This window comes from Tabrizicola sp., from assembly GCF_041911175.1.
In the GTDB taxonomy this organism is placed as follows: Bacteria; Pseudomonadota; Alphaproteobacteria; order Rhodobacterales; family Rhodobacteraceae; genus Tabrizicola.
In genome coordinates this window covers 1-26264 of the sequence record NZ_JAYRPN010000064.1, presented here as the reverse complement: position 1 = coordinate 26264, position 26264 = coordinate 1, and the positions used below count along the sequence as shown (strand labels likewise).

Genomic DNA, 26264 nt, shown 5'->3' with positions numbered 1-26264 from the left:
CTTCTATCTAAAGGTCTTTGCGGAAGACAAACTCCGGCAGGACTGTCTCCCACTGCTCCTGCTTGATGTAGCCGTGATAGCCCTCGTCGTTGTCGGACTTCCTCCAGCGGACGATGGCGCCAACCTTGCCTGAGACAAGGTTGGTCCCGGTGGGAGGCGCCCAGCTTGAGGCCATGCGCCCAAGGATCCGCCGATCTGCGTCAAGGATCATCCACTTGCCATCGCGCTGCTCCAGGCTGACCGGGTCGTTGACCTGCGACCGAGAGATGGCTGCATGCGTATGAGAGCCTAATGGCAATCGGCCGGCAAAGGAGAGATCGACCGAAGCAAGGTCCGGCAGCTGATACTGGTCGGGTTCGGGAAGGTCGCTACGAAGTGGCACCTCGACCTTGCGCAAGACCTCGCTGTCACTGTCGGCCCGCACAAAGGCGTGCGCACCGCTGGTGACCACCGAAAGGCTCCGACGCGCACGGGTCATAGCGACGTAGAACAGGCGGCGGGGGGCCTCGCCGTCCTCACCTTTGGACAGCGCCTTCCAGCCTCCGTTCAGGATCACCACATGGTCAAATTCCAGCCCCTTGGACCTGTGCGCAGTAAGCAGAAGGAGGCCGCGCTGTGCACTCCGGACGTCCCGCGCCCATTCGGCAAGCCAGTCGATGGCATCGGCAACCGCGATCTTCCGATTTCCAAGTTCCCGGGCAAGGCCGGCGACGCCTTCTGCGATCAGGTCGACCCAGCGGTTCACCGGCTGCTGGTTTAACACATCGAGAATGTCCTGGATCGTCAGCATTGCAGTCAGACGCTTGCGCAGGTCGCCAACAAGGCGCTGCATCTCGCGCAGGCGCCAGACGCTGGGCAGCTTCTCGTTGGCCATCTCGACCGGCAGGCCAAGTTTCTCGGCATAGGCGCGGACCGGGCCAAGACCCTTCCAATCGCGAGAAATGATCGCCGTGCGCGCCCAGCTGAAGTCGGGGTCGAGACGCGAGAGGCGGACCAGTTCGTCCACAGCCACCACAGCCTGGGCCGTGTCATCGCCCGCCACGTCCAGAAACTGCACCCGCCCCTTCCCGACCGGGTCAAGCCGCGCCATCACCCCGCCACCGGGCTCCAGGCTGCGCATCCGGTCCACAGTGATCGGATGTCCGGCCTTCATCCGGTCGCGGGCAGGTTCGATCACCTGGTTCGCCGCGTCGATGATGTAGCGGGTCGAGCGGTAGTTCTCGGTCAGGAACCTCGGCTTGGCGCGGTAGTCCTCCTCGAACCGGCGGATGAACGAGACCGAGGCGCCTGTGAAGGCGTAGATGTTCTGGTCGTCGTCGCCGACAGCGAACAGGGACAGGCGCTGGTCCGGGTCGTCCAGCGACCGCCCGGCGACAGCGGCGATCAGCCCGTATTCCTCGGGGCCGATGTCCTGGTATTCATCCACCAGGATCCACCGGTAGCCCTGGATCAGCGCCTCGCGCTGTGCTTCTGCCTCCGACTTGCTCAGTCCATGGCCTTCGATCAGGCGCACCGCCTCGCGCAGGAGGGCGTCGAAGTCCTTTGGCTCACTGCCCGCGCTGGCAAAACTGGCCCCCACTAGTCGCATGGCAAGCGCGTGGTAGGTCAGGACGGTCACCCGGGCCGCGTCATTCCCGACCAGATGGCGCAGCCGGGCACGGACTTCGGCCGCTGCATGCCGGTTGTAGGTGAGAACAAGGATGCCGTCAGGGTCTTCGCGCCGGACCCGTAGGAGATAGGCGATGCGGTGGACGAGGACCCGCGTCTTCCCCGAACCGGGACCCGCCAGGACAAGCACGTTCGTCTCGTCGCGGTCGTCGGCGACGATCTCTTGCTGGACGGGGTTCCGAAGGTCTTCGATGATCTGTTTCCAGGCCCGTCCAGTGGTCTGGCGGCGGATCTCTACGTTGCGGCCGGGCATCCAGCGGCGCAGGAACGACTCTTGATCGAGGTTGAAGTAGTCCTCGGCCAACCGCAACGCTGTGCCGATATCCTTCAAACCTGTCTCTGCATATGCCGCCATGACATGCGTCTGGACCGTCTGTTCGCGGTAGTGTTCTTCCAGCGGCAGGAAGTCCTTGCGGGTAAAGCCCGCGCGGCTGGGCTTAAGATGAACTGTTATGGCTGATCGAAAGACTGTTAACCCTTTGCCCAGGGTCAGCACCAGCTGTTCGTGCAGCCACAGAAGCGCGCGCTCCATCAGCTTGGTCATGTCCTTGATACCGGATGCCTTGATCAGGGCGTCGCCGTTCAGCGCCGAAAGGAGATCGCCGATGGTCGTCTCGACCTGGATATCCTTACCCCGTGTCCCCGCAGACACCTTGGAAATCAGGAAATCCAGCAGCTTTTCAGCTGCCATCCAGCGCAGCTCGGCGGTCTGCTCTACGACCCGCCAGGGCCGCTCCAGAGCCACCTCGACTGCCTTGCTGGACAGTTTCCGTAGCCGGATGTTGCCCTTGCCGCCATCGCGGTCTTGCCCGTCGCGGGCGATGCTGCGCAGAAGGCGTTCCAGGATATGCGGGCTCGGGTTTTCCAGCCCCTCGCCGCGCAGGACATGGGCCGCGACGGTCAGGTCCAGCGTCGCCCCATTCAGTGCATCCGCGTCAGGTGCAAGCTCCCGCATCCGTGCGATCAGCGCCTTTTCCAGCTGCATCGCCGTTGCGATCCGCTGACGCGACTGGTTTTCGACCCCCACATGGACCGCGACGGTCACCGCGATGTCGTTGCGCGCGATACCCCGGGTCTCCAGGTCCGCCATCGCCTTCGCCAACTCTCGGTGCGAAAGGCCGCTCACACCAGTCAATTCGTCGGTGGTGATGCCCTGATCGGGCAGTGCGTTCATCACATGGCGCACGATGGTCAGAAGTTTTTGACGATAGGCTTCGGTGATCTGGGCGTCAGACAGTCGCGCCTCGGCCTCCGCCAGTGTCCGCACCAAAAGCGACGACGGAAAGACCTGAACCCGGTTCTCCTCGCGCGAGACAAGCGTCGATTCCTCCAGCCAGGACACAGCGGTCTTTACGCGGGTGTCGTCGGTCGCATCGTCGCGGATGAACTCGCGGTCTTTCTCTTCGCGCACGATCTCGCCCGTCGTCGCCACCACGATCCCGCTGTTCCGGCTGTGCTCGTCGATCCGGCGAAGCGCTTTCAGGATCGCGCCGATTTCGTGCCGTTCCAGCCGCGAGCGCGCCGTCAGAGAGAACTGTCGTTCGACATCGTCCGGGTGGTATAGGAGGACGCATTGCGCGGGTTCCCGGTCGCGCCCGGCCCGACCGGCCTCTTGCAGGTAGTTCTCCAGGGACCCGGGGATGTCAGCATGGACGACCAGCCGGATGTCGGGCTTGTCGATCCCCATGCCAAAGGCGTTGGTGGCCGCGATCACCCGCAGGTCGCCCACCCGGAAGGCTTCCTGCACCTGGTGCTTGTCGTCGGCGCTGAGCCCCGCGTGGAAATGGGCAGCGACATAACCCTGGCGCTTCAGATGCGATGCGACCCGTTCGGTTTCCTTCCGCGTGGCGCAGTAGACCACCGCGCCAGACTTCCCTTCGGCGGGCAGGTGGTCGCGGATCGCGGTCAGGATGTCGTCCGGCTTGCGCTCCCGGCCCGTCTCGCGGACCGAGAAGCTCAAGTTCGTCCGCGTCGCCCCGCCGTCGAAGAGGTCCAACTCGACCGCCAGCCGCTGGCGGAAATGCTCGGTGATGTCCTCCACGACCTCGGGCTTTGCCGTGGCAGTCAAGCACAGCACCGGCGCCGGGGACGCATCGCCCGAGAACTCGCGGATAAAGCGCCCGATGTAGCGGTAGTCGGGCCGGAAATCATGCCCCCACTTCGAAACGCAATGTGCCTCGTCCAGGACCCAAAGCCCCACATCTCGCTGCTTCAGCACTGACCGGACGGAAACGCTTCGCAACTGCTCGGGCGAGATCAGCAGGATCGCCGCCTGGCCAAGACGCACCCGGTCCAGCGCCTCTTGCCGCTCGGGCATGGACAACATGCCGTTGATCGTCACGGCCGAGGCGATCCCCGCCCGCTCCATCCCCTGCACCTGGTCGGCCATCAGCGCCACAAGGGGCGAGATCACCACGGTCAGGGCGCCGGTCTTGTCGTAAAGGCTCAGCGCCGGGACCTGGTAGCAGACTGACTTGCCCGTGCCCGTGGGCAGGATACCCAGAACGTTCCTGTGGCCCATGGTCCTGGCCACGATGGACTGTTGCAGCGGTCGCCCCGCGCTGTCTGCGGGCTGGGGCCGAAAGCCTTCGAAGCCGAACCATTTCTTCAGCGCGCCCACCGGGTCATTCATCGTGGCGCACCACGCGCAGGACGGGTCGCCGCAGTTGGTGTCTCGCAGGTCCCGGACAATAAGCCCAGCCTCAGGGAACGCCGCGCGCACCCAGGGCGGCATCACGGATTCTCCGCCAGATACTGATATCCAGGCGAGGGCATAGGCCATCGGCCAACCCATCCGAGGGTCAGAAAGAGCATCGAGTGTCGGCCCAATTTGCGTACAGCAAGCTTTTCCGAGAAGGAGCTGACGGATGGCGCCAATGGCCGAGCTGCGATCCGGTGCTGCTGCCCGGCGGATCTCGCGAAAAACGGCATCGAACCCCTCTGATCGATCCATTCGCGTTGCAAGATAGTGATAGGCCAAAAGGCTGTCCGGCGACTGCGCCCCGAGATCTGCTAGTGCCGCCAGCTGGTTCTGAAGCACCTCGAACACCAGCCGCGCATCTTGTTCCGGATCGTTCACATGTCCAGCCTGCAGTCGCCCGTCATGATAGTGCTTGACCAAGCGGTGATAGGGGTTCCTCGGAAAGGCCAGCGGGTTGAGCCACAAGGTGTCGATCGGGGCGGCCATTCTTTCCAGTAGCCGTGGCCGCGCAGCCAGAAGATGTTCGATGTCATGGCGCAGGATGTTGTGGCCGATGACGTGTGGCGCTTTCGAAAGTGCCTTTTCAAGCTGATCGAGCCGGTGTTCTGTTGTGCCCTTGGACGCGCCAACTACTGCATCGCCATTGAACCGGACCGCAGCGAGATCGAAGATCTTCGTGGTCTTTGGATCGACCTCGAGGTCGACAGAAAGACAAAGCTCCGGAAGAGGTCTCTTGTCCGTCGACCGGAATTTCATGAAGTTGAAAAGTGCCATCAAGTCCAAGGAAACGGAGGTCTTTCTGCCACCTTAGGGCTCCTGTGCAAGCCCGGCAACAGACCAAGTCTCATTGCGAAAAGCAGCTCGGGAGAACGTGCGTCCCGCACCAAAGGCCCCGCTGCATTCCGGGCCGTCCGCGGCTCTATTCGATCGGTCCCAAGCGCCTCGATGCGTAGCTCCCAAAGTGAAGGCAGACAGTGGCGGGATCGGTAGGCAGAGCCACGACTAACACCGTGCTTTCGGCTGCAGGAGCGCAGGCTGGATGTCGACACGCACACGAGGAATACATCTTCAGAAACTATTCGGCTGACGGAATAGGTGGAGCGGAAGCGGTCGGCATGACGCACATATTGGTCGCAGTCTCGGTTCCCTTAGAGAGATGGGCTCATACCTGCCGTCGACAAGCTTCGGGATGTATGCCCATTTCGCGTCCCTATGTCAGTCATAGCTGCCCGCAAAGCGCCACTTATCTGGCCGGGCGATGGATTGGTTGGAACATCGACATCGCACAGCAGCAAAGCGAGATAACTCTTCGTCTAGCGGTTTCCGCAAACAACCAGTTGATCGAAGATCGGACAGCCGTTCATGCAGCTTGGCCGGTGCGAACAGTTGCCGCAGCGGTTAGAAGAAAAGTAGCGTCGGAATGAACGGACGTTCTCCGAGCCGTGCCAGATGTCGAGCAGCGACGTGTCGTCATCAAGCACGTCGCCCTCAACTAAACCGCTCTGAAACGAGCAAGGATAGACCTTCATGTCTTCGGAGACGTATAAAGAGAACCGTCCGGCATCGCAGGCATCAACCAGCGCCGTGTTGGCATCCGTCCTAGCAAACACGCCGCTCACGCAGCAGGCATCGAATCCGACCTTGACTTTCGCATCAGTTGCGGTGGCTAGGCTGAAGAACTCATCAAGGCGATCGCTATGGCGAAGCATCTTTTCCTCGAAGATCTTCCGCCCAGAAGGTTTGTAGTTAAGGAAAATGAGCGCGTTGATGTTGGCAAGGAAATCGGGCGGGTTGCGAAGCCAGTCGATCGCCGTATCGACGCTCTCGCTGTCGATGATGAAGTGCACATTGGTCTTGATGTCGTGATCGGTCAGCAAGCGGATGGTCTCGGCTGTCTCGTGATACGGTGCGTAGGCGGAGACAGCCACGGCGCCGCAATTGCGGCGAGTCGCCGCTAATATTTCGTCGGTCAGCCCACGCCCGTTAGTTGTGTAGTTTGGGACGATCCCTTTCGCCCAAGTATAGTCGAGGATTTCGACGAAATCGGGGTGCTGGTTGGGATTGCCGCCACCCAGCGCGACTTGGAAGGTGCCCATCTCGGCGGCTTGGTTGATCACGCGCTTGTAATCAGCTAGCGCCATGTGTGACCCGTGCCGTGTCGAGCTCTTGTAGCAGAACACGCAACCCTTGTCGCACCAGTTGGTGATCGAAATATCCATGAGCTCGGGGCCGTGCGGCGACCAGAACGGCTCACGCTGACCGGATTCGGGGACGCGCGCGAAGAATCCGGTTCGCGCGTTGAAGAAGGTCGAGTAGCCGAGATCTTTGTATCGATTTACGCGCAAGCGCGCATCACCAATAGTTGTCATAGGCATTGATGAAGAACCTTTCTGACTCGATCTCGAAAATCTCTGTGCACAGCGTCATCTCTGCCAGATTGTTGTCGCTGCTAAAATGGCCGACCGTGACCGTTTCGCCGCCTGCGATTCCCTGCTTCATGCGATCGAGCACCGCTGGCGTAAAATGTTGCCGGTTCTCCAGTGTGTCGACATCCTCGACTTGCGTCAGGACTGTGCCGCGGTCGATCTGGGCCTTAAGCTCAGCGAACATAGTCTCAAACAGCGGCGCCACAGGGCTGTCGGGACCCACGCCGGCCGCTGCCAAGAAATCGTCACGCGACAGCATGTCGCGAGCGATGTAGACGAAGGAAGTCGATGAGCTGTTCGAGACGAAGTCCATCTTAATCTTCATGGCTGTCCTCCAGCTTGCGAACGCAGGCGATGACTGTGTCCCAGACATTGTCGTCATAGGCTTCCTCGAGCACACCCCCGGGTGACTTAATTTTGAGGATGTGCCTTTTTGCGAGTTCAGCTGGGTCGAGGTAGATATCGTGCGTCAATTCGAGATAGGCCGCAAGCGTCGGATACTCCACGCAATAGTATCGGTCATATTGCGCTCGCAGGTCGTTCGACCAAGCGAATAGCTGGTTGTAGACACCCGTGAACAGCTGCGCCGCGAGCCCGACCGGCTTGATCTTCAAGGCATCGAGAAATTCGTCGAGGGGCGGAATTCGGCGCAAAGGCAGGACGTGATAATTCTCTGTCATGCCACCGCTTCCTGGGATGCTTCGATATCCGACAAGAGCATTTGCAACGTCGTGGCTTTAGCTGGTCCGACCCGCACCAAGGCTTCGGTGCAATTGACGGTGTCCCCGGCGTCCTGGAACAAGCTTGAAGCCCGCTCACGTTCCAGCCAGCCAGCATGGGCGGCGGCATGCAGGAAAAACGCGAGCCATTCGGGTGCGTATCGCACGATGCCTCGGCCGCCTTCGTCCTCCCCGACATCGGCCACCAGCTTATTGATGCGTTGCTGCCACCTTAGCGGGTCGTAGTCGCGATGGTCGCCGAAGATCTCCCCAATGAAGGTGGCGTGCTCCTCGTCTTCGAGATCGTTCAAATGGTCGATGAGGATGGCGATGTTCAACAAATCGGCTGTGTTGCTCCGGTGCAGTAGAAACAGAGCGACGCGACGCCGTCGCCGAGCGCCGTCGGCGTCCGCCAGTATGGCCGTGACCCGCGCAACGTCTTCGCTCTTCTGCACCGCGGGGGGCAATAGGTGGACATTATGGCTGAAATGCTCGGTGAAGTTCGGTGCCGCCTCGCAGGCCGCGACAACGGCGGTGTCGTTCGTTCTGCGTGCGAGCAGATAGGTGTAGCGGTAGACGCCTTCGTAGACGGGGCTGCTGGGCAAGCGGGCCAGCATTTCGGTCAAAGCCTGGGCCTTCTGAGCAACGGGCCGATCGACCAATTGATAGGCGACAATAAAGTCCCTCAGCTCGTCATAGGTGAACGAGATGGTGAGATTGCCTACCGCCGCGAGGCCGTCGCTATCAACTTCTCGGCGTAGGATTACGTCGTCCTCGACGAAGCGCCAGACGATCTCTTGCTCCTGTGAGGTAAACTCGGACACCGAGAACTTGGAAAAATCATCCGCCGCGAGCATCGACGCCGCGATCTTAAACAAGGTGGCCTTGGCATTAGCCCGGTGGTGCTGCGGGAAGGAGTCGATCTTTCTGCGCAGATAGTCGCCGAACAAATCGCCTTTGTAGATGTCGGTCACGTATCCAACATCGCTGCCCTCATGGCGTTCGCAGAAGATGCGCAGCAGCAAGAGGTCGTTCTCGAGGAACGCCTTCGCTTTTCCTTGAAGCTGACCTCCAATGCGGAAATGCGTGAAATAGGCGTTCAACAGCCGAGCTTTGCCATGGTCGGTCATTTCCGAGCGCAAGTCGTTTACGCGGTGGATATGCGCTGCGAACGGCTCCTCGAGCATCGTTGCAAAGCGCTCGTCGAAGAACTCACTTCGGCACGTGATAACGAGTTTGATCCAATCATACTGGCAAACCGCGCTGCAAAATGCCGTGAGCTCTTCGTTGAACGAGGCAAGGTCGGTCACTTCGTTGATGCCGTCGATGAGGATTACAAACGGCTTTTCTACCTCTTGCGCGACCTGGTCGAACAGCGTCAGGTATTCGTGTAGCTTGGTGCCGTCGGGCGCATATCTGTTGTGTGCGATGTAGTCAAACAACCGCGTGCCGGACGTGAAGCCATTCAGCTTGCGCGCCGGAATGAAAAGGCACGGAATTTCAAACAGACAAAACTGGTTCTCGACCAAGTCGCAAACGAAATTAGTCTTGCCCTGACCGGCCATGCTGGTGACGAGGAAAATCTTTTTGCGGATGAGGCTAATCAGCGCGCGCGCATCGATCAAACGCGATGTTAGCCCGCTGGCGGCACTCTCGAGCCGAAACTGCGCGATCTTCCATCCCGCTGACTCTGGGTTCACCGGTTCGTAGCAAGCCTCGCCGGTCTCGCGCCGCCACGATAGTGGACGAACCTTTGCCAACTCGATGCCAATCGCTTGGTCAAACTGGTCAAGCCACACGCTTAGTTCAGCGAAGGTCGCCGGCGAAGCGCTGAGCAGGCCGACATCGAGCTCCGAAACCAGCTCTGGCTCGCCGGCAATTCTAAAGCTGGGTTTGAGGTGATCATAGCCGAAATTTCGAAGTTTATCCTGTATCTTGCGATAGAAGAACAATGGGTTGGCGAACAGCCTCATCTGCTCTTTGGTGGAGTGCGTTTCCACGAAGATCGAGGGGATATATTTGCGCGATATCTTTTCAACTTCGATCTTGTCGGTTGAGAACCTGAGAAATTTGTCGAGCTGCTCGCGGAACTTCACGTGGCTGTCGCGCTTCGCCCAGCCCGACGCTAAATACTGATCGATCGCCTCAAGCTTGGCGGTTTCAAGATGCTGAATCCGCGTTAGGATATCTACCCAATCGATCACGTTTGCTGCCGGATTGAACGGAATCGTGAGCACCGCAATCGCCCGTTCGAGCGACTTTGCCGTGTATGATGCCTGCTTCTCGTTCAGCGCGAGCACGTAAAGCTGGTCGAAAGTCTTGTCTAAACCATGCTCATGAAAACCCTCTAGCGTTTTAACGACCTTGCTGCTCGATCCGTCGGTGGTCACTTGAAACGAGACCTTGGTGGTCGCGCAGCCCAAGTCCACGGCCGGGAAGTTGGCCTGAATCCTGTTCATGTTTTGCAGATCCGGGCAATCGAACACTAGTTTCAAAACGGGGATCAGGAAATCTTCCGCAACGGAATTGATGTCGAAGCGTCCAACGGCGTTGAGCGCCCTGATCTCATGGGCCATGCGCCCTACATACTTGGCAATGCTGTTGAGATGGTCGTCTCGGTTCATCTGAAGTCCGGCAACATAGGGATTGGGCGGGCAAGGTTGCCGTCGACATCGTGCTGTAGCTGCTCGACCGGTCGCTCCGCGATTAACATAGAAGATCCCCCTAGGCGGCTGACTATCAGGGATAATGGAGAGTGGCGCAAGCAGGGCACGGATGGGTAGTTTAGCCTGAAGCGCGCAGAAGGGTATAATGCGCAGGACGCCGACTCACGGTGAGCGGACATGATCCCGCCTACTGCGGCGAAAGGCCGTTTTGTGCGATCCAGCGTTAACCGCTTCCAGTCTGGATACGACCCCTTTCCTTGCACCCGTTCCGCTGTCCGCGCCTCGACCCTCTGGCACCCTGGTTCTGCCTAGCCTTGGCCTCCACGCGGGCTCGGTCCTTCGTGCGCTTGGCGTCTTCAACCTTCTCATCGCCCTGCAGACCCTGACCGACATCACGATCCTTCTGGGCGGGGCGACCCTGCCTCTGGGCATGACACTGTCGGAGTTCGCGCATCGCGGGGCCTATCCGCTGTTCGCCACCGCGATCCTGGCCGGGGGCTTTGCGCTGGCGGCGCGACCCTTCCTTGGCGGCACGCGGGCGATCCGGCCTCTCCTCCTCCTCTGGCTGGCGCAGAACGTCGTCCTTTGCGCGGCGGCTGCCCTGCGGCTGGAGCTTTACATCGAAGGCTTGTCGGGGCGGCAGAAGCTGCTGCTGACCGCCACACCGCTCCAAAACAACCTGATGGAGCTATATGGCCTCATCAGCATCATCGACGACACCTACTTCGGGTCGGAACAGGCGTTCCGGGCCGAGTTCGGTGGTCGGGAGGAGGTGGCCTCCCAGGCCCTCCTGGCGCGTCGCCTGGAGCCGATCTGCAAGAGAACACTCCGCCGCCAGGTTCAGAAGATCGGCCTGATCAACTACACCAACCGTCATCCCAAGACCTTCGACTTCACCCCTGACCGGCTGGAGACCGACCTTTATGACTTGATGTCGGCCTACCTCCAGCGGACCGACACCATCGCCCTGGGCCAGAACGGTCGTCACCTGGTCACCCTGATGTTGCGCAAGATTCTGGGGTCCTCGTCATTCGCGGTGGCCCAGACGCTCGACAAGATGGTTCGTCGCCTGGAAGCCCGCCGCATCGTTGATGACGATGCCCTGGATGATGTGGACGGGTTCGCCGAGCAGGCGGAGGAATGGCGGGACGGTGGGCAAGCGGCAGAGGCCGATGCCGTCGAGGATCACTCCGACGATGATGTCGATGCCGTCGATCCCAAGAAGCTCCAGGATGAGATCACCGAACTCAGCCGCTATCGTGATTTGGCCATCCGCATCGCCGATAACGCCAAGGGTCGGGCCCTCTTGGACTGTCTCCCAGGTGTGTTGGATGAGATCGTCGCCAAGGGTGGTCAACGCAAGGCCGTGATCTTCACCGAGTCCGTTCGGACCCAAACCTACCTGCGTGAGATACTGGAGAACCACGGCTTCCAGGGCCAGACGGTGGTGCTGAACGGGTCAAACGCGGACAAGGACAGCGGTGCGGTCTACAAGGCGTGGTTGGCGCAGCACAGGGGCACTGACGCGGTGTCGGGGTCCAAGACCGCCGATATGAAAGCGGCCATCGTCGACGCCTTCCGGAACGACCGCACTATTCTGATCGCCACGGAATCCGGGGCCGAGGGGATCAACCTCCAGTTCTGTTCCCTGCTGATCAACTACGACCTGCCGTGGAACCCCCAACGGGTGGAACAGCGGATCGGGCGATGCCATCGCTATGGCCAGAAGATCGACGTCACCGTCATCAACTTCCTCAACCGCAAGAACCAGGCCGAGGCCCGCATCCATCAACTGCTGGAGCAGAAGTTCAAGTTGTTCGATGGCGTGTTCGGGTCATCGGACGAGGTGCTGGGGGCCATCGAATCCGGGGTGGATATCGAACGCCGCATCCTGGATATCGTGCAGTCCTGCCGGACCAACGACGAGATCAACGCCGCGTTCGATGCCCTCCAGGCCACCTTCGCGACCGAGATCGACGAGGCCAAGCGGGATGCCCGCAACAAGCTGCTGGCCGAGATGGACGACAAAGTGATCGAACGCCTGCTGGACCGCAAGGATGCCGTCAACTCGGCCATGGGCGAGTTCAAGCGGGCCCTGCTGGGGCTGGTCCGGGCCGAACTGCCCGAGGCTCGGTTTCACGAAAACCATGCCCAGCGGTTCGACTGGGACGGGGCCACTTGGTCCACCGAATGGCCCGAGGCCGATGAACGCGGCTGGCGGTTCCTGCGGATCGGGGATGAAGGGTTGGCGGATCGGCTGGTCGCCCAGGCCCAGGATCGGGAACTGGCACCGGCCACACTGCACTTCGACTATGATGCCTATGATGGTAACTTGTCCGATGTGGCGGGGATGCGGGGGCAGTCCGGGTGGATGCGGGTGGCCCGGTTGAAACTGACCACGCCCGCCCGGGTTTGGGATGAGATCATCTGTGCCGCCTTCACCGATGACGGCACCCCCGTGCATACCGAAACCGCTGAACGGATGTTGCAGGTTCCGGCCCGCATCACCGGCCCCGCGACGGGTGACATGCCCGAGAATCACCTGACCGCCGTGGTGAAAGATCGGCAGACCGAGATTGTCGGCAAGGCCCAGGTGCGGCTGGGGGAGTTTCTGACCGAAGAAACGGACCGGTTGGATGCATGGCGGGAAGACGCACGGGTTTCCTACGACCAGCAGATCAAGGCCATGACCAAGGAAGCCAACGAGAAGAAAAAGCTGACCCGGGCGACGGTAGACTTGGCCACCAAGGTATCCCTGACGCGGGAGGCCAAGGCGTTGCAATCAAAGGTTGATGACCTGCAACACCAGCTTTACACACGGCTGAAAGAGATCGACGCCGAGCGGGATCGGATGCTGGACGACATTGCCGACCAACTGGCCCTGACCCCCGAAATGACGCCGCTGTTCACAATCCGATGGAGCCTTGCCTGATGGCCGGAAAGACCAAGCTGGAACTCACCTGGATCGGCAAGGATATCCGCCCACGTCTGGAACCCCGTATTCTGATCGAGGAGCCGAAGTTTTCCCACCACGCTGCCACCCGTAAGGATGGCGATATCTTCGACAACATGTTGATCCACGGGGACAACCTGCTTGCATTGAAGGCGTTGGAGACGGACCCGCAAGTGTGGGGGAAGGTCAAGTGCGTCTTCATCGATCCGCCGTATAATACCGGGTCCGCCTTCCAGCATTACGATGATGGGTTGGAGCATTCCCTGTGGCTCTCAATGATGCGAGATCGGCTGGAAATCTTGCGGAATTTGTTGGCGGAGGATGGGTCGATATGGATTACGCTCGACGACAACGAAGTTCACTACATGAAGGTCATTGCAGATGAAGTGATTGGGCGAAGCTGCTTTGTTGCAAACTGTGTTTGGGAAAAAGCAGACAGTCCAAGAAATTCTGCGCGCCAGTTCTCGACCGATCATGATCATGTTTTGGTCTATGGAAAGAGTCCCGAATGGGTGCCGAGGAAGCTTCCAAGAACAGAGGAAGCCAACTCCATCTATACCAACCCGGATGCTGATCCCCGTGGCGACTGGTTACCCGGCGACCCCTATGCCAACAAACCTTACTCAAAGGGGATTCACACTATAGTTGGCCCTACAGGGCGGCAGTTTTCCCCCCCTCCTGGAAGATATTGGAGAGTGTCGGAAGAGAAGCTACGGGAACTCGACAGCCAAGGTCGCATCTGGTGGGGTCCGAACGGATCAGCCAGACCTAGCATAAAGAGATACGTCAATGAGGTTGGTGACCTGGTTCCTCGCACTCTTTGGCGAAAGGATGATGTTGGAAGCAACAGAACCTCGAAAAACGAGATGAGGAACCTGTTTCCCGATGAGGCGTCATTCGAAACACCTAAACCAGAGCACCTTCTTCAACGTGTGCTCCAACTCGCCACCAAGCCCGGCGATCTCGTTCTCGACTCCTTCGCCGGGTCCGGCACCACCGGGGCTGTGGCTCACAAAATGGGCCGTCGCTGGATCATGGTAGAACTGGGTGACCACGCGAAAACCCACATCGTTCGCCGCAGCCATGTTCGTCGAGATGAAACGGCACATGTGGCGGGAACAGACAAACTACAGGGTCACCGTCACGTCTGCGTTCGACCAACTTCGTCCCCAGACTTTTGACGGTAGTGGTGCGTCTTTGATCCGGGATTTCCGCTCACCACCTGAACGGCTCAGTGACATCAGGCGATATATCTTCGGCGGTTTCACCAAGGGTTGCTACCAGTTGACCAAGTTCGACTCGGACACCGAACGTAAACTGTCGGTCATCCTGGAGCAGGACACATCCGTTATGTTGTGGATGAAACCTGGGCCCAATCAGTTCAAGGTATATGACACTGATGGCCTGCCCTATCAGCCTGATTTCGTGGTCGAGACCGACACAGCCAAGTTGATCATCGAGACCAAGGCGAACAACCAGATGTCCGACACCACCGTGTTGCGGAAAGCCGAAGCCGCAAGTCTTTGGTGCCATATCGCGACCGAAGTTCACGGGAAGCAGACCGGCGACAAACCTTGGTCATATCTCCTCGTCCCTGAGCTAGCAGTGCAGCCAAACACTAGTGTAAACGGTTTGGTGGCAACCTATTTGCGTTTGCCCGACGCAGAAATGCTGTCACGTTTTGACTTGGAAGAAGGGTAACACGCCTGGAGTTGAATTTGCGCGGACAGTTCTGATAGGTGCGGAGGCTGTGTTTCCAGGAAAGCCATGACTTGCATCAGATCCGCGGCCGGTGACCGCTCCTGTGGATCGCGGGTAAGCGGAGCCGTCGGCCAACGGTCGACAAGTGCGAGTTGTCAAGCATTCTTGTTCCAGATTCAGTTCGTTCCGGCGTTCCATAAATTCATCTAAGTAATTGTTTTTATTATATCATGATAGAATTCAATCCTCTCTTGCAGCACCATCCATCCCCTTGATTGCGAAGCCCTTCGCCGCGACCACCTGGCCTGCGGGTGAACCCGGCTAGCGCCGGGTCCGGTTGCCCTTCTGCCAGAAGGGCGGCAGGTCGCCTGCCATGATGCAGCCGAACGGGTCGATGTAGTCGACGATCCCGGCCAGACCGTAGTCGCCGATCTGGCGCACGACGGCGTCTGCGCGCTTGTAGCCGGACGGAAGCTCCGAGATGTCGATCGCCCCGGCGTGGAAGCGGATATCAAGGCCTTTCGTCTCGGCCGCCAGCATCTCATCCGGCGTCACGTTGCCCGCCCGGCGCTTGTGTTCCGAGCGCGAGAAATTGCGCCCCGCACCGTGCGGCGAGAATCCAAGGCCATGCGCCGCATCGCGCCCGCGCACCACCAGGACCGGCTCGGCCATGTTCAGCGGGATCAGCGTCAGCCCGGTCGCGTCGGCGGCATAGCCGTCCCAGGCGGGGGTCGCTCCCTTGCCGTGGTAGTAGAGGTCGCCGCGCCGGAAGACGAAGTTGTGCTCGTTCCAGTAGCGATCGCCCGGATCGGCGCGCAGGCGTTCCACCACCGCCTGATGCAGCGCATTGTGGTTCGCCTTGGTCCAGCGGCGGATTACCTGCAGGGCCTCCCAGTAGTCGCGCCCTTCCGGCGTATCGGCGGGGATCCAGGCGTTCTGCTTCAGCGTCTCGGGCGACAGCGCGCGGCGGAAGCGTTCCGCCACCTCCATCCCGTGCTTGTGGAGAAGCCCCCCCGGCCCGCGCGAGCCGTGGTGGGTGACCATCGCCACACGGCCCGTCGCGCGGCTGCGCCCGATGAACAGGAAGTGGTTGCCGTCGCCTTGCGTGCCCATGTGCGACTGCGCCAGGTGCAGCATCTTGCCGTCCTGCAGGAACGGGTTCGCGCGGAACTGGTCCAGAAGGTCCAGCGACACGGTATGGCGATTGCCCTGGTCGCGCCCGCCGGGGCCGAAATGGGTGATGGCGCTCGCGGCGTCCAGCGCGGCTTTCGGGTCGACAGGACCAAGGTCGGTGATCATCACCGAGCAGCAGATGTCGGCCGAATGCATCCCCGGATGGATCGCGTTCCGCACCGACACCACGCCGCCCACCGGGATCGTCCCCAGGGGGCCGGCCGGGCAGGCATCGGGCATGATCGCACCGGCGACGGCGGTCGGGGTCCTCAGGACCTCGGTCATCGTGGCGGTCACGTCCGCCAGGTTCTTCGCTTCGTCCGGATCTTCGGCGCGGATGTTCACGTCCAGCCGAACCGCGCCCACGGGCTGCAGGCCCAGGGTCGGAGGCGGCAGGTCTGCGGCCAGCATCGCGCGCGCAGCGTCGTGGTCGGCGCCTTGCGACAACGCGACATTTGCCCGGTCGATCAGCGCCGGGTAGTGCGGGCCGGGGCGATGGCCCCAGGCTTTCAGGTGGTCCCCGGTGATCGGGGTGGGTGCTTCGGTCATCATCTCATTCACTCACGTTGTGGTCCCCGGCGACAAGGGTCTGGCGACACGTCGTGCTCTATCCGTCTGAGCTACGCGCCCACTGGTGGAGGGCGCGGCGGGACTCGAACCCGCGACCACGAGGGTAAACAGCCTGTAGTGCCGCACGGCATTCGCCGGGGTTTGCCTGGTCCGGTCCTTGCGGGCCGGGAAACTGGCTGGAGGGGAGGGGTTCGAACCCTCGACCAACGGGGTAACAACCCGCTGCTCTGCCGGCTGAGCTACCCTCCATCAGGGCCGGGGCGACAAGGGGGAAGAGACGATGGGACCTCCGGCCACACCGTTGACCGCCCGCAAGGTGGGGGCTTGAACCCCACAAGGTATCCCGCTCGGAGCGCTGTAGTCCCTTCGGCATTCGCCCCGGCTTTCCCGGGTCCGGCGACAAGGCATGGCAGGACGTCTTCCTGAGCTACGCTTGCGCGGCGCGAGTCGAACGCGCGACCTCCGGTTTCCCGGCGCTCTACCTGTAGTCCTGTCGGCATTCGCCGGGTGGTTCTCCTTCTGATGGTCCCGGCGACAAGGGTCTGCGACACGTCTTATGCTCTACCGGCTGAGCTACGCGCCGTTCCCTTGCGGGCGACGACACGGCGGGAGTCGAACCCGCGACAATAAGATCAACTGTAGTGCCGCCAGCATTCGCCGGGGATGTACCGTTCTCCCCGGCCCGAAGGCCGGGGAAAGTGTCAAAGGCTGACCGACCGGATCTCGCCGACCCAGTGGTCGGGGCCCATCCGGCCTTCCGCGAAGGCGGCGACCTGGTCGAAGACCGCGTCCGAGAAGCCACCGATGTTCAGCACGTCCTCCCGTTCCGCCGCCTGCGAGGTGCCATAGGGCTGGATGTCGATGCAGACGAGTTTCGCCGCCCCGTTCCGGGCCTTGAGCTTCGTCCATTCCGCCATCATCGCCGTTGCCTGCCCGCCCTGCCGACCATCGACCCAGGACTGGTTGTCCGAGACGAAGATCACCAGGTCGGGCGCCACGCCCGCCGTGTTCAGCGCCGCGAGTGGAGCCGAGCAGTTGGTTCCGCCCCCGCCCAGCGCCGCAAGACGCTCGGCGTTGGTCAGGATTGTGTCCCGCGCCTGCAACCGCACCTCGCGCACGCCGACCTCGAAGGGCAGGACGCGCGTCTGCGGATTGGCCCGCAGGACCGCCGCCGCGACCAGGGCCGCCACGTCGATGCAGCGCACCGCCGTCGTCGCCCCCTTGCGGAAGCCGGTGACGGGCGAGGACATCGAGCCGGACACGTCCGGGCAGACCGCGACCGTCCCCCGCAGGCGGGGCACGTTGGACACCGAAGCCTCCATCGCGTCGTGCAGCGCCTCGCGCAGCCGCGGGTCCACCCCTGCCTCCAGCGCCCGCAGGGTCGCCAGAAGCTGGTAGGGCATCGCCTTGGCCGCCTTGATGCGGGCCGGGTCACGCAGCACGCTGGCCACCTGCTCGACTACGCCAGGCACCGCGAAGGCCCCCTTGCGGTCCAGCATGTTCAGCCCCTGCCGCAGCGTGGCCCAGGAAGCCCGGCCCGCCACCTCGGCCCATTGCGCGGGCGAGAGCGTCAGGTCGGACAGCATCTGGAACGGCACTTCCGGCACCTTGGCCGAAGCCCCGGCGCGGAAGGCCATCAGGCCCTGCACCACCTGCGGCAAGGCTGCCGCATCGGCCGGTTTCCCGATCGCCCAGGCATAGAAGGCCGCCCGGTCCGCCGTTTCCGGCTTCGGGTGCACCATGCGGATCACATCGGCCAGCGAGGGGTCGTTCCCGACCATCGCCGCCATCAGCTGAGCATCCGACGCGCCGTTCAGCCAGCCCTGCACCATCGCCTTCGGCCGCGAGCCGAGCGATTTCCGCCCCGTCCGCCCCGACCGCAGGATCTGCACGAAGGTCCGCAGCATCTTGCCCGAGGTCACGACCTTCGGGAAAGCCAGCGCGAACAGCGCCGGGTCGCGGCTGGCCAGCACTGCCAGAAGCAGCGCGGGCGTGTCCTTCATGTGGCCCTTGGCGCGGACATGCACGCAGGCCTTGGCCAGGAACAGCGGCTCCACCGCCTCGGCCGCCGCGACCAGCGCGGCCACTTCGGCCTCGGCGTCCTGGTAGAACCCGCCGCCGATGGTCCCGGTCATCGCCAGCTGCGCCAGCCGATGCTCGGCTCCATAGGCATAGGCCCTGGTCCCGTGGGCGGTCTGGGCGGCCGCCTTCGGCATGAGCCGCCCCGCCAGCGATGCAAACACGGATTTGTTTGCCATGATCGTTATCCCTCTGTTTCGTTCCACCGTTTTGCCGCGGCGGGCCTGCGAAAGACAGGGAATCCGGATTTTCAGGCAAGTATCTGTATTTGTTTTATAATCTATAGATCTGCGTCAATTACTTTCACAATATCCTATCCTGTGATATAGTGCATTATCCAAATGGATCACCCCAATGCGCAACGTCGTCATCGGCTTCCTCGGCACCCAGCTTGACATGGGCAAGCGGCGCGAATGGCGCCCCTCGGTGCAGCTTTGCCAGCACCCCGGCTTTCCCGTCGACCGGCTGGAGCTGATCCACGACGGGCGGCACTATCACCTGGCCTGCACCGTCGCCGCCGCCATCGGCAGCATCGCGCCCGAAACCGAGGTGCGTCTCGTCAACATCGACATGAAGGACCCCTGGGACTTCCAGGAGGTCTACGGCAAGCTCTACGACTTTGCCGCCAGCTACGGCTTCGACGAGGATCGCGAGCGCTATCACGTCCACCTGACCACCGGCACCCATGTGGCGCAGATCTGCTGGTTCCTGCTGACCGAAAGCCGCCATGTGCCCGCGCGTCTTGTCCAGACCGGTCCGCCGCGCGAAGGCGGTGACCCGCAAGGCACGCTGGACGTCATCGACCTTGACCTCGCGCGCTACAACGCCCTCCAGCGCCGGTTCGAGGCCGCCCGGCGCGACCATTCGGCCCTGTTGCTGGGCGGCGTCGAAACCCGGTCGGAAAAGCTGCAGGCGCTGGTCGAACGGCTTGACCTGGTTGCGGGCAGCACCGATGCGCCGATCCTCTTGGTGGGGGAAGCGGGAACCGGGAAATCCGCCCTTGCCACCCGCCTGCACGAGTTGAAACTGGTGCGCCGCCGGGTCAAGGGGCGGCTGGTGCAGGTCAACTGCGCCACCCTGGGCGACAGTGCCCTTCCCGCCCTGCTTGGCCAGCGCCGGGCCGGGCCGGGCAACGACCGCCCCGGCTTCCTGCGCGAAGCCGACGGCGGCATCCTGTTCCTCGACCAGATCGACGCCCTGCCGCCCGAGGCGCAGGCCGCACTGTTGCAAGTGCTGGAGACCGGTCGCTATTGCCCCGTCGGGACAGAGGCCGAAGTCTCGGCCCGGCTTCACCTGATTGCCTCGGCCGGCCTCGACCCCGGCGCTCTGCTCCGGTCAGGCCGCCTTCGCCCCGATCTTCATGCCCGGCTGGCACAATGGCAGTTCCGCCTGCCCTCCTTGCGCGAGCGGCGCGAGGACATCGAGGCGCATCTTCTGCACCTTGTCGCCGAGACCGAGCGGCTTCTCGACCGCCATACCGGGTTCAACGCCGATGCGCTGGCGCGCTACCTTCGCTTTGCCCGCGATCCGGCGACGCCCTGGCCGGGCACCCTGCGCGACCTGCAAGCCTCTGCGCTGCGCATGGCGGTGCTGGCCGAACGCGGCCGCGTGACGCTGGCGATGGTCGGGGCCGAGATCGCGACGCTGACCGGGCAATGGGCGGCGATGGCCGCCGACCCGGATGCCGATCTGCTCGCCGAAGTGCTTCCGGCAGCTGTGGTGCTGGACGAATTCGACCGCGTCCAGCTTGCCGCCGTGATCCGCGCCTGCCACGAAAGCGGCAGCATGTCGGCCGCCGGCCGTCGCCTCTTTGCGGTTTCGCGCGAGGAGAAGGCGAGCGCGAACGACGCCGACCGGTTGCGGAAATACCTGGCGCGCTTTGGCCTTGATTGGGCGGCGGTCGCCAGCCCCCGGGATGACGGCGCCGCACGGCGACCGCTTACCACAGGCACATCGCCACCGTCCCGTCCTCGCGCGTCAGCCACAACCCGTCCGGCGAGGCGATGAACCAGCGCGCCTCGCCCAGCGCTTTCAGGTAGGCCGCTTCGCGCTCCATCCGCACGGGGTCCACGCAGGCCATTTCCGTCACGGCAAGCGGACCCAGGGACATCCACCCGGCGTCAAGGTCCGCCGTGCCGGTGAACCGGTTGCAGCCCGTGGTACCGCTGGCCTTGCCGTCGAACGTCACGGTCAGCGACAGGCCCGCATCCTCGGGGACGGGCTTGCCGTCGATCAGCAGCGGCACCCAGATCAGGTCGGCGATCCGCCCGACCGAGATCGAGACGCCACCCTCGAAATCTCCGTCGGAGCCCTCCAGCTTCGGCGGCTGCGGTTGAGTGCAGGGCTGGGCCAGGGCCGGGGTCAGGGCGAGCGTGGCCATCAGCGCAGCCGTCAGGGTGATACGGACACTCGGCAGCATCATGGGCTCTCCCGGACAAGGTCGCCGCAGCCTGCCACAGCGGCGGCATTCGCGAAAGGCAGGCCTTCCCCACCCCGGAACGCAACGGGCCGGGGCATTGCCGCCCCGGCCCGGATGGTTGAGATCGCGAAAAGGCCCGCGGCCAGGTCCCTGATCATTCAGGGCCCGGCACCTGCGTCCTGCGTGGTCAGTGCAGCATGCCGACGACGATCGGCTCGACCTCGTGCCAGCCTTCCCACATCATCTTCAGCGCGACATAGACGATGATCGCAAGGCCGACATAGGCGATCCAGCGGTGCTTGTTCAGCAGGCTGGCGATCCAGCTGGCCGCGAAGCCCATCATCGCGATCGACAGGGCAAGGCCGATGACCAGCACCGTCGGATGGTCCTTCGCCGCCCCGGCCACCGCCAGCACGTTGTCGAGGCTCATCGAGACGTCCGCCACCACGATCTGCGTCGCAGCCTGGGCGAAGGTCTTCCTTGGCGCGTCGTCGGCGACGGCCCCGTCCGCGTCGATGTCCCGGTCGGCCAGCGCCTCGACCGCCTCGATGTCGTGCTGATGCGCCCCGGCGCGCAGTTCCTGCCACATCTTCCAGCAGACCCACAGCAGCAGTATGCCCCCCGCCAGGAGCAGCCCCACGATGGCCAGCAATTGCGTGGTGATCAGCGCGAAGCCGATCCGCATGACGGTGGCGGCGGCAATCCCGACCAGGATCGCCTTGCCGCGCAGTTCCTTCGGCAAGCCGGCGGCGGCAAGGCCGATGACGATGGCATTGTCGCCCGCCAACACCAGGTCGATGCCGATGACCTGCAGGAGGGCGACGAAACCCTGGTAGGTGAAGATTTCCATTCTGTCCCATCCTCGCGCGGCGGCGTGTCAAATCGGGCCGTGGCGGGCCTCTTGCTTGCGGCGGAAATAGGCGCGTCCCAAGACTGCCGCAAGTCCGGCGGGCGAAAAACTTGGGCCTTGCCTGACCGGGCAGGCTGCGGCTAGGGCTGGCCCATGCTGTCCTACCAACATCTCTACCACGCCGGAAACCTGGCCGATGTGCAGAAGCACGCGGCCCTCGCCTGGGTGCTGGACTACCTGACCCGCAAGGAGAAGCCGCTGAGCTATGTCGAGACCCATGCCGGGCGTGGCGTCTATGATCTGGCGGCGGACGAGGCGGTGAAGACCGGCGAGGCGGCGGCGGGCATCGCGCTGGCCGAGCGGCTGTTTCCCCCTGAGCACCCCTACCGGCAGCGGCTGGAGGAGACGCGGGCGGCTTACGGCCCGCAGGCCTATCCCGGCTCGCCCCTGATCGCGGCGCTTGGCTTGCGCGAAACGGACACGATCCACCTGGCCGAGTTGCATCCGCAGGAATTCGCCCAACTGAAGGCGGTGGCGAAGGACTGGCGCGCGCATGTCCACCGGAAGGACGGGTTCGAGCTGGCGCTGGCGCTCACGCCCCCCACCCCGCGCCGGGGGCTGATGTTGATCGACCCCAGCTACGAGGTGAAGGCGGATTACGAGGCGATCCCGCGCCACATGGCGAACATCCACCGCAAATGGAACGTGGGCCACCTGATCCTGTGGTATCCGATCCTGAAGGGCGGCGCGCATGGCCCGATGCTGAAGGCGCTGGAGGCGGCTTTTCCCGACGCCCTGCGACATGAGGTCCGCTTCCCCCCCGTCCGCGAGGGGCACCGGATGGAAGGCTCGGGCCTTTTCGTCGTCAACCCGCCCTATGGGCTGGCCGAGGAGCTGGCCCGCCTGTCCGCAAGGTTCAAGGAGCTGCGATGATCGCCTTTCACACGCTGGATGTCTTCACCGAAACGCCCTTCGCCGGGAACCCGCTGGCGGTGGTGCTGGGGGCCGACGGGCTGAGCGCGGCGCAGATGCAGACCATCGCGCGCGAGTTCAACCTGTCCGAGACGATCTTCGTCATGGCCCCGCGCGATCCGACCCATACCGCCCGGGTCCGCATCTTCTTTCCCACCGCCGAGATCCCCTTCGCCGGGCACCCGACCATCGGCTGCGCCATCCTGCTGGCCGAGGAGACGCACCAAGGCGACTTCGCCACCACGATCACGCTGGAGGAGGAGGCAGGCCTCGTCCCCGTCACCGTGACCCGCAAGGGCGACCGGATCAGCGCCGAGCTGACCGCGCCGGTCCTGCCCTATCCAGCGGGCGGCACGCCGGACGTTTCCTTGCTGGCGGCGGCGCTTGACCTTCAACCGGATGACATCGGCCCCCATGCCCCCGGCACCCACGAAGGCGGCCCGCGTTTCCTCTACGCGCCGCTGCACAGTCTGGACGCGCTGGCCCGCGCCCGCCCGGTCGAACCGCACTGGTCGCGGCTGATCACGGCGCATGGCGTCGACAGCGCTTATCTTTATGCAAAGGGCGAAGACTGCGACTACCGCGCCCGGATGTTCAGCCCGACGGCGGGCATCCCCGAGGACCCGGCGACCGGCTCGGCCAGCGCCATCCTTGCAGCGCAGCTTCTGGCCAATGGCGCGGTGCCGGACGGCACCACCCGGCTGACGCTGCATCAGGGGGTCGAGATGGGCCGCCCCTCCACCCTTTGGCTGACCATCGAGGCGGCAGGCGGTGCCCTGACCCGGGTCCGCATCGCGGGGAGCGCCGTGCGCATCGGCGAGGGTCGGCTCACGCCACCCTGATCGACCGGGGCTTCCCTTGGGGACGGCAGGCGCATAGCTTGCCCTCATGTTCGGTGATCTCCTCCGCCAGCTTCTGGCCCCCGCCCCGCACCGCCTGCCCGAGCCCGATGCCCGGCTGGCGCTGGCCGCCCTGTTGGTCCGCGTCGCCCGCAGCGACGGGCTCTACGCCGCCGAGGAGGTGGAACGGATCGACCGGGTGCTGGCCCATCGCCACGGGCTTGATCCCTTCGCCGCCGCGAAATTGCGCAGCGATGCCGAGGCCCTGGAAACCGAGGCGCCCGACACTGTCCGTTTCACCCGTGCGCTGAAGGACGCAGTCGCGCTGGAAGACCGGTCCGAGCTGATGGTCGCGCTCTGGTCGGTGGCTTTGGCCGATGGCCTGCGCGAGGCGCAGGAGGACCGGCTGATGCGGCTGGTCGCGAACCTTCTGGGCCTGACGGACGTGGATTCGGCACTGGCGCGGCAGAAGGCGGAACGGGAATGATCGCAAGCCTTGGCATGTATGATTTCGGCCCGGCGCAGGCCGCGAACGACCGGCTCTGGGCGCTGGTCGGCGACGGGCTGCGCGCCCGTGGCATCGACGCGCCAAAGGCCCTGACCCGGGGCGAACATGCCTATTGGGATGCGTGGCAATCGCCCAACCTGCTGCTGTCGCAGACCTGCGGCTACCCGTTCCGCGCCCGGCTGCACGACCGCGTGGCCTATGTCGGCACGCCCGACTACGGGGTCGAGGGCTGCCCCCCCGGCCATTACCGTTCGGTCTTCGTCGCCCGTGCCGACGACCCGCGCCAGACCCTGCAGGATTTCGACGGCGCGCGCTTCGCCTATAACGAGCCGTTGTCGCAATCCGGCTGGGCCGCGCCGCAGACCCATGCCGCCAAGCTGGGCCTGCACCTGCCGCCCGCAGTGCAATCCGGCGGACATCGCCTCTCTGCGCTGGCCGTCGCCGAGGGCCGCGCCGACATCGCCGCGCTCGATGCGGTGACCTACGCGCTCCTGCAAGGGGTCGAACCGGCGATGGACGGGTTGAAGGAGGTCGCCCGCACCGACCCCACCCCCGGCCTGCCCCTGATCACCGCAACGCGCCGGGACGCCGAAACGCTGTTCGACATCGTGGCCGCCGCCATCGCCGCGCTGGCCCCCGCCGACCGGGCGGCCCTGCACCTGAAGGGCCTCGTCCGCATCCCGCTTGCCAGCTACCTCGCGGTGCCCAATCCGCCGCCGCCCGAACAGATTGCCGCGCGGTCCTGACCGAATAGCCGAAAGGCCGCATCGCTTCCGGCCAAATCGACGTTGCAATGCTGCAAAATCTCGGCCCTACTGCCCCTCCATACGCCCCAGACCGGTAGCCCCATGCCTGAAACCCCTTCCGACACCCCGGTCATCGACATCCACGACCTGCACAAGAGCTATGGCCCGCTGGAAGTGCTGAAAGGGGTCGATCTGAAAGCCCCGCGCGGCCATGTGGTCTCGCTGATCGGTTCCTCCGGCTCGGGCAAGTCCACGCTGCTGCGCTGCTGCAACCTTCTGGAAGACAGCCAGGTGGGCGAAATCCGTTTCGAGGGCGAGGCCGTGCGCTGGAAGGGCGAGGGGTTGAACCGCCACCCCGCCGACCGCGACCAGGTGACGCGCATCCGCACCAACCTGTCGATGGTGTTCCAGCAGTTCAACCTGTGGTCCCACCTGACCATCCTGCAGAACGTGATGGAAGCGCCGGTCCATGTGCTGAAGCGCGATCCGAAGGAAGTCGAGGAGAAGGCCCGGCACTATCTGGCCAAGGTCGGGATCGTCGAGAAATGCGATGCCTGGCCCGCGCAATTGTCGGGCGGCCAGCAACAGCGCGCCGCCATCGCCCGTGCGCTTTGCATGGAACCCCGCGCGCTGCTGTTCGACGAGCCGACCTCCGCGCTCGACCCGGAACTTGAGCAGGAAGTCGTCCGCGTGATCAAGGCCCTGGCCGACGAGGGACGCACGATGCTTCTGGTCACCCATGACATGAAGCTCGCCGCCGACTGTTCCGACCATGTGATCTTCCTGCACAAGGGCAAGATCGAGGAACAGGGTCCGCCCACCAGCCTGTTCGGCAATCCGCAAAGCGAACGGTTGCGCGGTTTCCTCTCGGCGACGGCGGCCTGATGCCCTGTGTCGGCACGGTCGCGGGGCTGATGACCGGGCTGGTGCTTGCCGCCTCGGAGCCTGTGGTCGTCGCCACCGACGCGCCGTTTCCGGCCTACACCTACCTGGATGACGCGGGCACGATCACCGGCTTCGAGCGCGACCTGATGGACGAAGTCTGCGCCCGCGCCGCGCTGGATTGCCGCTGGGCCGACGTGACCTTCGACCAGCTGATCCCCGGCGTGATGGCGGGCGACTACGACGTGGTCCTCGGCGGCATCGCCGTCACCCCCGAACGGCGCGAGATGGTGGATTTCACCCAGACCTATCACGCGACGGATCCGGACGAATGGTACATCGGCCGCCCCGGCGCGCCCGGACCCGCTGCGGCGCTGACCGCCGTGCAATCG

At 63.5% G+C, this 26264-nt stretch carries 20 protein-coding genes and 1 tRNA gene; 11 read left to right on the top strand and 10 right to left on the bottom strand.

Annotated elements, in window-relative coordinates; all coding sequences use genetic code 11:
* Window positions 1–7: 7 nt before the first annotated feature.
* Entirely contained in the window at window positions 8–4717 is a 4710-nt protein-coding gene (locus ACE3P6_RS08550) for a RecQ family ATP-dependent DNA helicase (RefSeq protein ID WP_374393817.1), read from the bottom strand.
* Between the two features lie 171 nt (window positions 4718–4888).
* On the opposite strand from ACE3P6_RS08550, the gene ACE3P6_RS08545 reads away from it, so the two are divergent.
* Window positions 4889–5359, top strand: coding sequence for a hypothetical protein (locus ACE3P6_RS08545; protein WP_374393783.1), 471 nt, complete (start codon window positions 4889–4891; stop codon window positions 5357–5359).
* A gap of 323 nt (window positions 5360–5682) precedes the next feature.
* Here ACE3P6_RS08545 and ACE3P6_RS08540 read toward each other — a convergent pair whose 3' ends face one another.
* Genes ACE3P6_RS08540 through ACE3P6_RS08525 form a run of 4 tightly spaced genes read right to left on the bottom strand, consistent with a single transcriptional unit; the run spans window position 5683 to window position 10138 of the window.
* Window positions 5683–6744 (bottom strand): radical SAM/SPASM domain-containing protein, encoded by a 1062-nt coding sequence (locus ACE3P6_RS08540; protein WP_374393781.1) that lies wholly within the window; start codon window positions 6742–6744, stop codon window positions 5683–5685.
* Window positions 6722–7120 (bottom strand): hypothetical protein, encoded by a 399-nt coding sequence (locus tag ACE3P6_RS08535; protein ID WP_374393780.1) that lies wholly within the window; start codon window positions 7118–7120, stop codon window positions 6722–6724. The genes ACE3P6_RS08540 and ACE3P6_RS08535 overlap by 23 nt, the downstream gene beginning before the upstream one ends.
* Window positions 7110–7475, bottom strand: coding sequence for a hypothetical protein (locus tag ACE3P6_RS08530; protein WP_374393778.1), 366 nt, complete (start codon window positions 7473–7475; stop codon window positions 7110–7112). The genes ACE3P6_RS08535 and ACE3P6_RS08530 overlap by 11 nt, the downstream gene beginning before the upstream one ends.
* On the bottom strand, window positions 7472–10138 hold the full coding sequence (locus ACE3P6_RS08525) for an SMEK domain-containing protein (protein ID WP_374393776.1): 2667 nt from the start codon (window positions 10136–10138) through the stop codon (window positions 7472–7474). The genes ACE3P6_RS08530 and ACE3P6_RS08525 overlap by 4 nt, the downstream gene beginning before the upstream one ends.
* 250 nt (window positions 10139–10388) lie before the next feature.
* On the opposite strand from ACE3P6_RS08525, the gene ACE3P6_RS08520 reads away from it, so the two are divergent.
* The 3 genes from ACE3P6_RS08520 to ACE3P6_RS08510 are packed head-to-tail and all read left to right on the top strand — an operon-like array spanning window position 10389 to window position 14834.
* Window positions 10389–13112, top strand: coding sequence for a helicase-related protein (locus ACE3P6_RS08520; RefSeq protein WP_374393774.1), 2724 nt, complete (start codon window positions 10389–10391; stop codon window positions 13110–13112).
* Complete coding sequence (locus tag ACE3P6_RS08515; protein ID WP_374393773.1) at window positions 13112–14314, top strand: site-specific DNA-methyltransferase; 1203 nt, start codon at window positions 13112–13114, stop codon at window positions 14312–14314. The genes ACE3P6_RS08520 and ACE3P6_RS08515 overlap by 1 nt, the downstream gene beginning before the upstream one ends.
* Entirely contained in the window at window positions 14217–14834 is a 618-nt protein-coding gene (locus ACE3P6_RS08510) for a hypothetical protein (RefSeq protein ID WP_374393770.1), read from the top strand. Before ACE3P6_RS08515 ends, ACE3P6_RS08510 begins: the two co-directional genes overlap by 98 nt.
* 321 nt (window positions 14835–15155) lie before the next feature.
* On the opposite strand, the gene ACE3P6_RS08505 is transcribed toward ACE3P6_RS08510, so the two are convergent.
* The 3 genes from ACE3P6_RS08505 to ACE3P6_RS08495 all read right to left on the bottom strand — a co-directional run bounded on the left by ACE3P6_RS08505 (window position 15156) and on the right by ACE3P6_RS08495 (window position 18835).
* Window positions 15156–16556, bottom strand: a complete 1401-nt coding sequence (locus tag ACE3P6_RS08505) for an RtcB family protein (RefSeq protein WP_374393767.1) — start codon at window positions 16554–16556, stop codon at window positions 15156–15158.
* Between the two features lie 194 nt (window positions 16557–16750).
* Window positions 16751–16826 (bottom strand) — tRNA-Asn (locus ACE3P6_RS08500).
* 452 nt (window positions 16827–17278) lie between these two features.
* The gene (locus ACE3P6_RS08495) at window positions 17279–18835 is read right to left on the bottom strand and encodes an RNA-binding protein (protein WP_374393765.1); all 1557 of its coding nucleotides are present in this window, start codon (window positions 18833–18835) and stop codon (window positions 17279–17281) included.
* Window positions 18836–19010: 175 nt separating this feature from the next.
* On the opposite strand from ACE3P6_RS08495, the gene ACE3P6_RS08490 reads away from it, so the two are divergent.
* Window positions 19011–20663, top strand: coding sequence for an RNA repair transcriptional activator RtcR family protein (locus tag ACE3P6_RS08490; RefSeq protein WP_374393763.1), 1653 nt, complete (start codon window positions 19011–19013; stop codon window positions 20661–20663).
* Here ACE3P6_RS08490 and ACE3P6_RS08485 read toward each other — a convergent pair.
* Together ACE3P6_RS08485 and ACE3P6_RS08480 are read right to left on the bottom strand one after the other, a co-directional pair.
* The gene (locus ACE3P6_RS08485) at window positions 20596–21078 is read right to left on the bottom strand and encodes an META domain-containing protein (protein WP_374393761.1); all 483 of its coding nucleotides are present in this window, start codon (window positions 21076–21078) and stop codon (window positions 20596–20598) included. The genes ACE3P6_RS08490 and ACE3P6_RS08485 overlap by 68 nt on opposite strands.
* Before the next feature lie 184 nt (window positions 21079–21262).
* A complete protein-coding gene (locus ACE3P6_RS08480; RefSeq protein WP_374370942.1) occupies window positions 21263–21925 on the bottom strand; it encodes a TerC family protein in 663 nt (220 codons plus the stop codon).
* 153 nt (window positions 21926–22078) lie between these two features.
* Between ACE3P6_RS08480 and ACE3P6_RS08475 the strand changes: the two genes are divergently transcribed.
* The 6 genes from ACE3P6_RS08475 to ACE3P6_RS08450 form a co-directional block, all read left to right on the top strand.
* A complete protein-coding gene (locus tag ACE3P6_RS08475; RefSeq protein ID WP_374393758.1) occupies window positions 22079–22858 on the top strand; it encodes a 23S rRNA (adenine(2030)-N(6))-methyltransferase RlmJ in 780 nt (259 codons plus the stop codon).
* Window positions 22855–23739 carry a PhzF family phenazine biosynthesis protein gene (locus tag ACE3P6_RS08470; RefSeq protein WP_374393757.1) on the top strand — a complete coding sequence of 295 codons (885 nt, stop codon included), beginning with the start codon at window positions 22855–22857 and terminating at the stop codon, window positions 23737–23739. The genes ACE3P6_RS08475 and ACE3P6_RS08470 overlap by 4 nt, the downstream gene beginning before the upstream one ends.
* Window positions 23740–23785: 46 nt before the next feature.
* Window positions 23786–24223, top strand: coding sequence for a TerB family tellurite resistance protein (locus ACE3P6_RS08465; protein ID WP_374393754.1), 438 nt, complete (start codon window positions 23786–23788; stop codon window positions 24221–24223).
* Complete coding sequence (locus tag ACE3P6_RS08460; RefSeq protein WP_374393752.1) at window positions 24220–24990, top strand: phosphate/phosphite/phosphonate ABC transporter substrate-binding protein; 771 nt, start codon at window positions 24220–24222, stop codon at window positions 24988–24990. Before ACE3P6_RS08465 ends, ACE3P6_RS08460 begins: the two co-directional genes overlap by 4 nt.
* Window positions 24991–25092: 102 nt before the next feature.
* Window positions 25093–25875 carry an ABC transporter ATP-binding protein gene (locus ACE3P6_RS08455; RefSeq protein WP_374393751.1) on the top strand — a complete coding sequence of 261 codons (783 nt, stop codon included), beginning with the start codon at window positions 25093–25095 and terminating at the stop codon, window positions 25873–25875.
* The coding region (locus ACE3P6_RS08450) for a transporter substrate-binding domain-containing protein (RefSeq protein WP_374393749.1) at window positions 25875–26264 on the top strand (390 nt) is incomplete at its 3' end. The genes ACE3P6_RS08455 and ACE3P6_RS08450, both read left to right, overlap by 1 nt.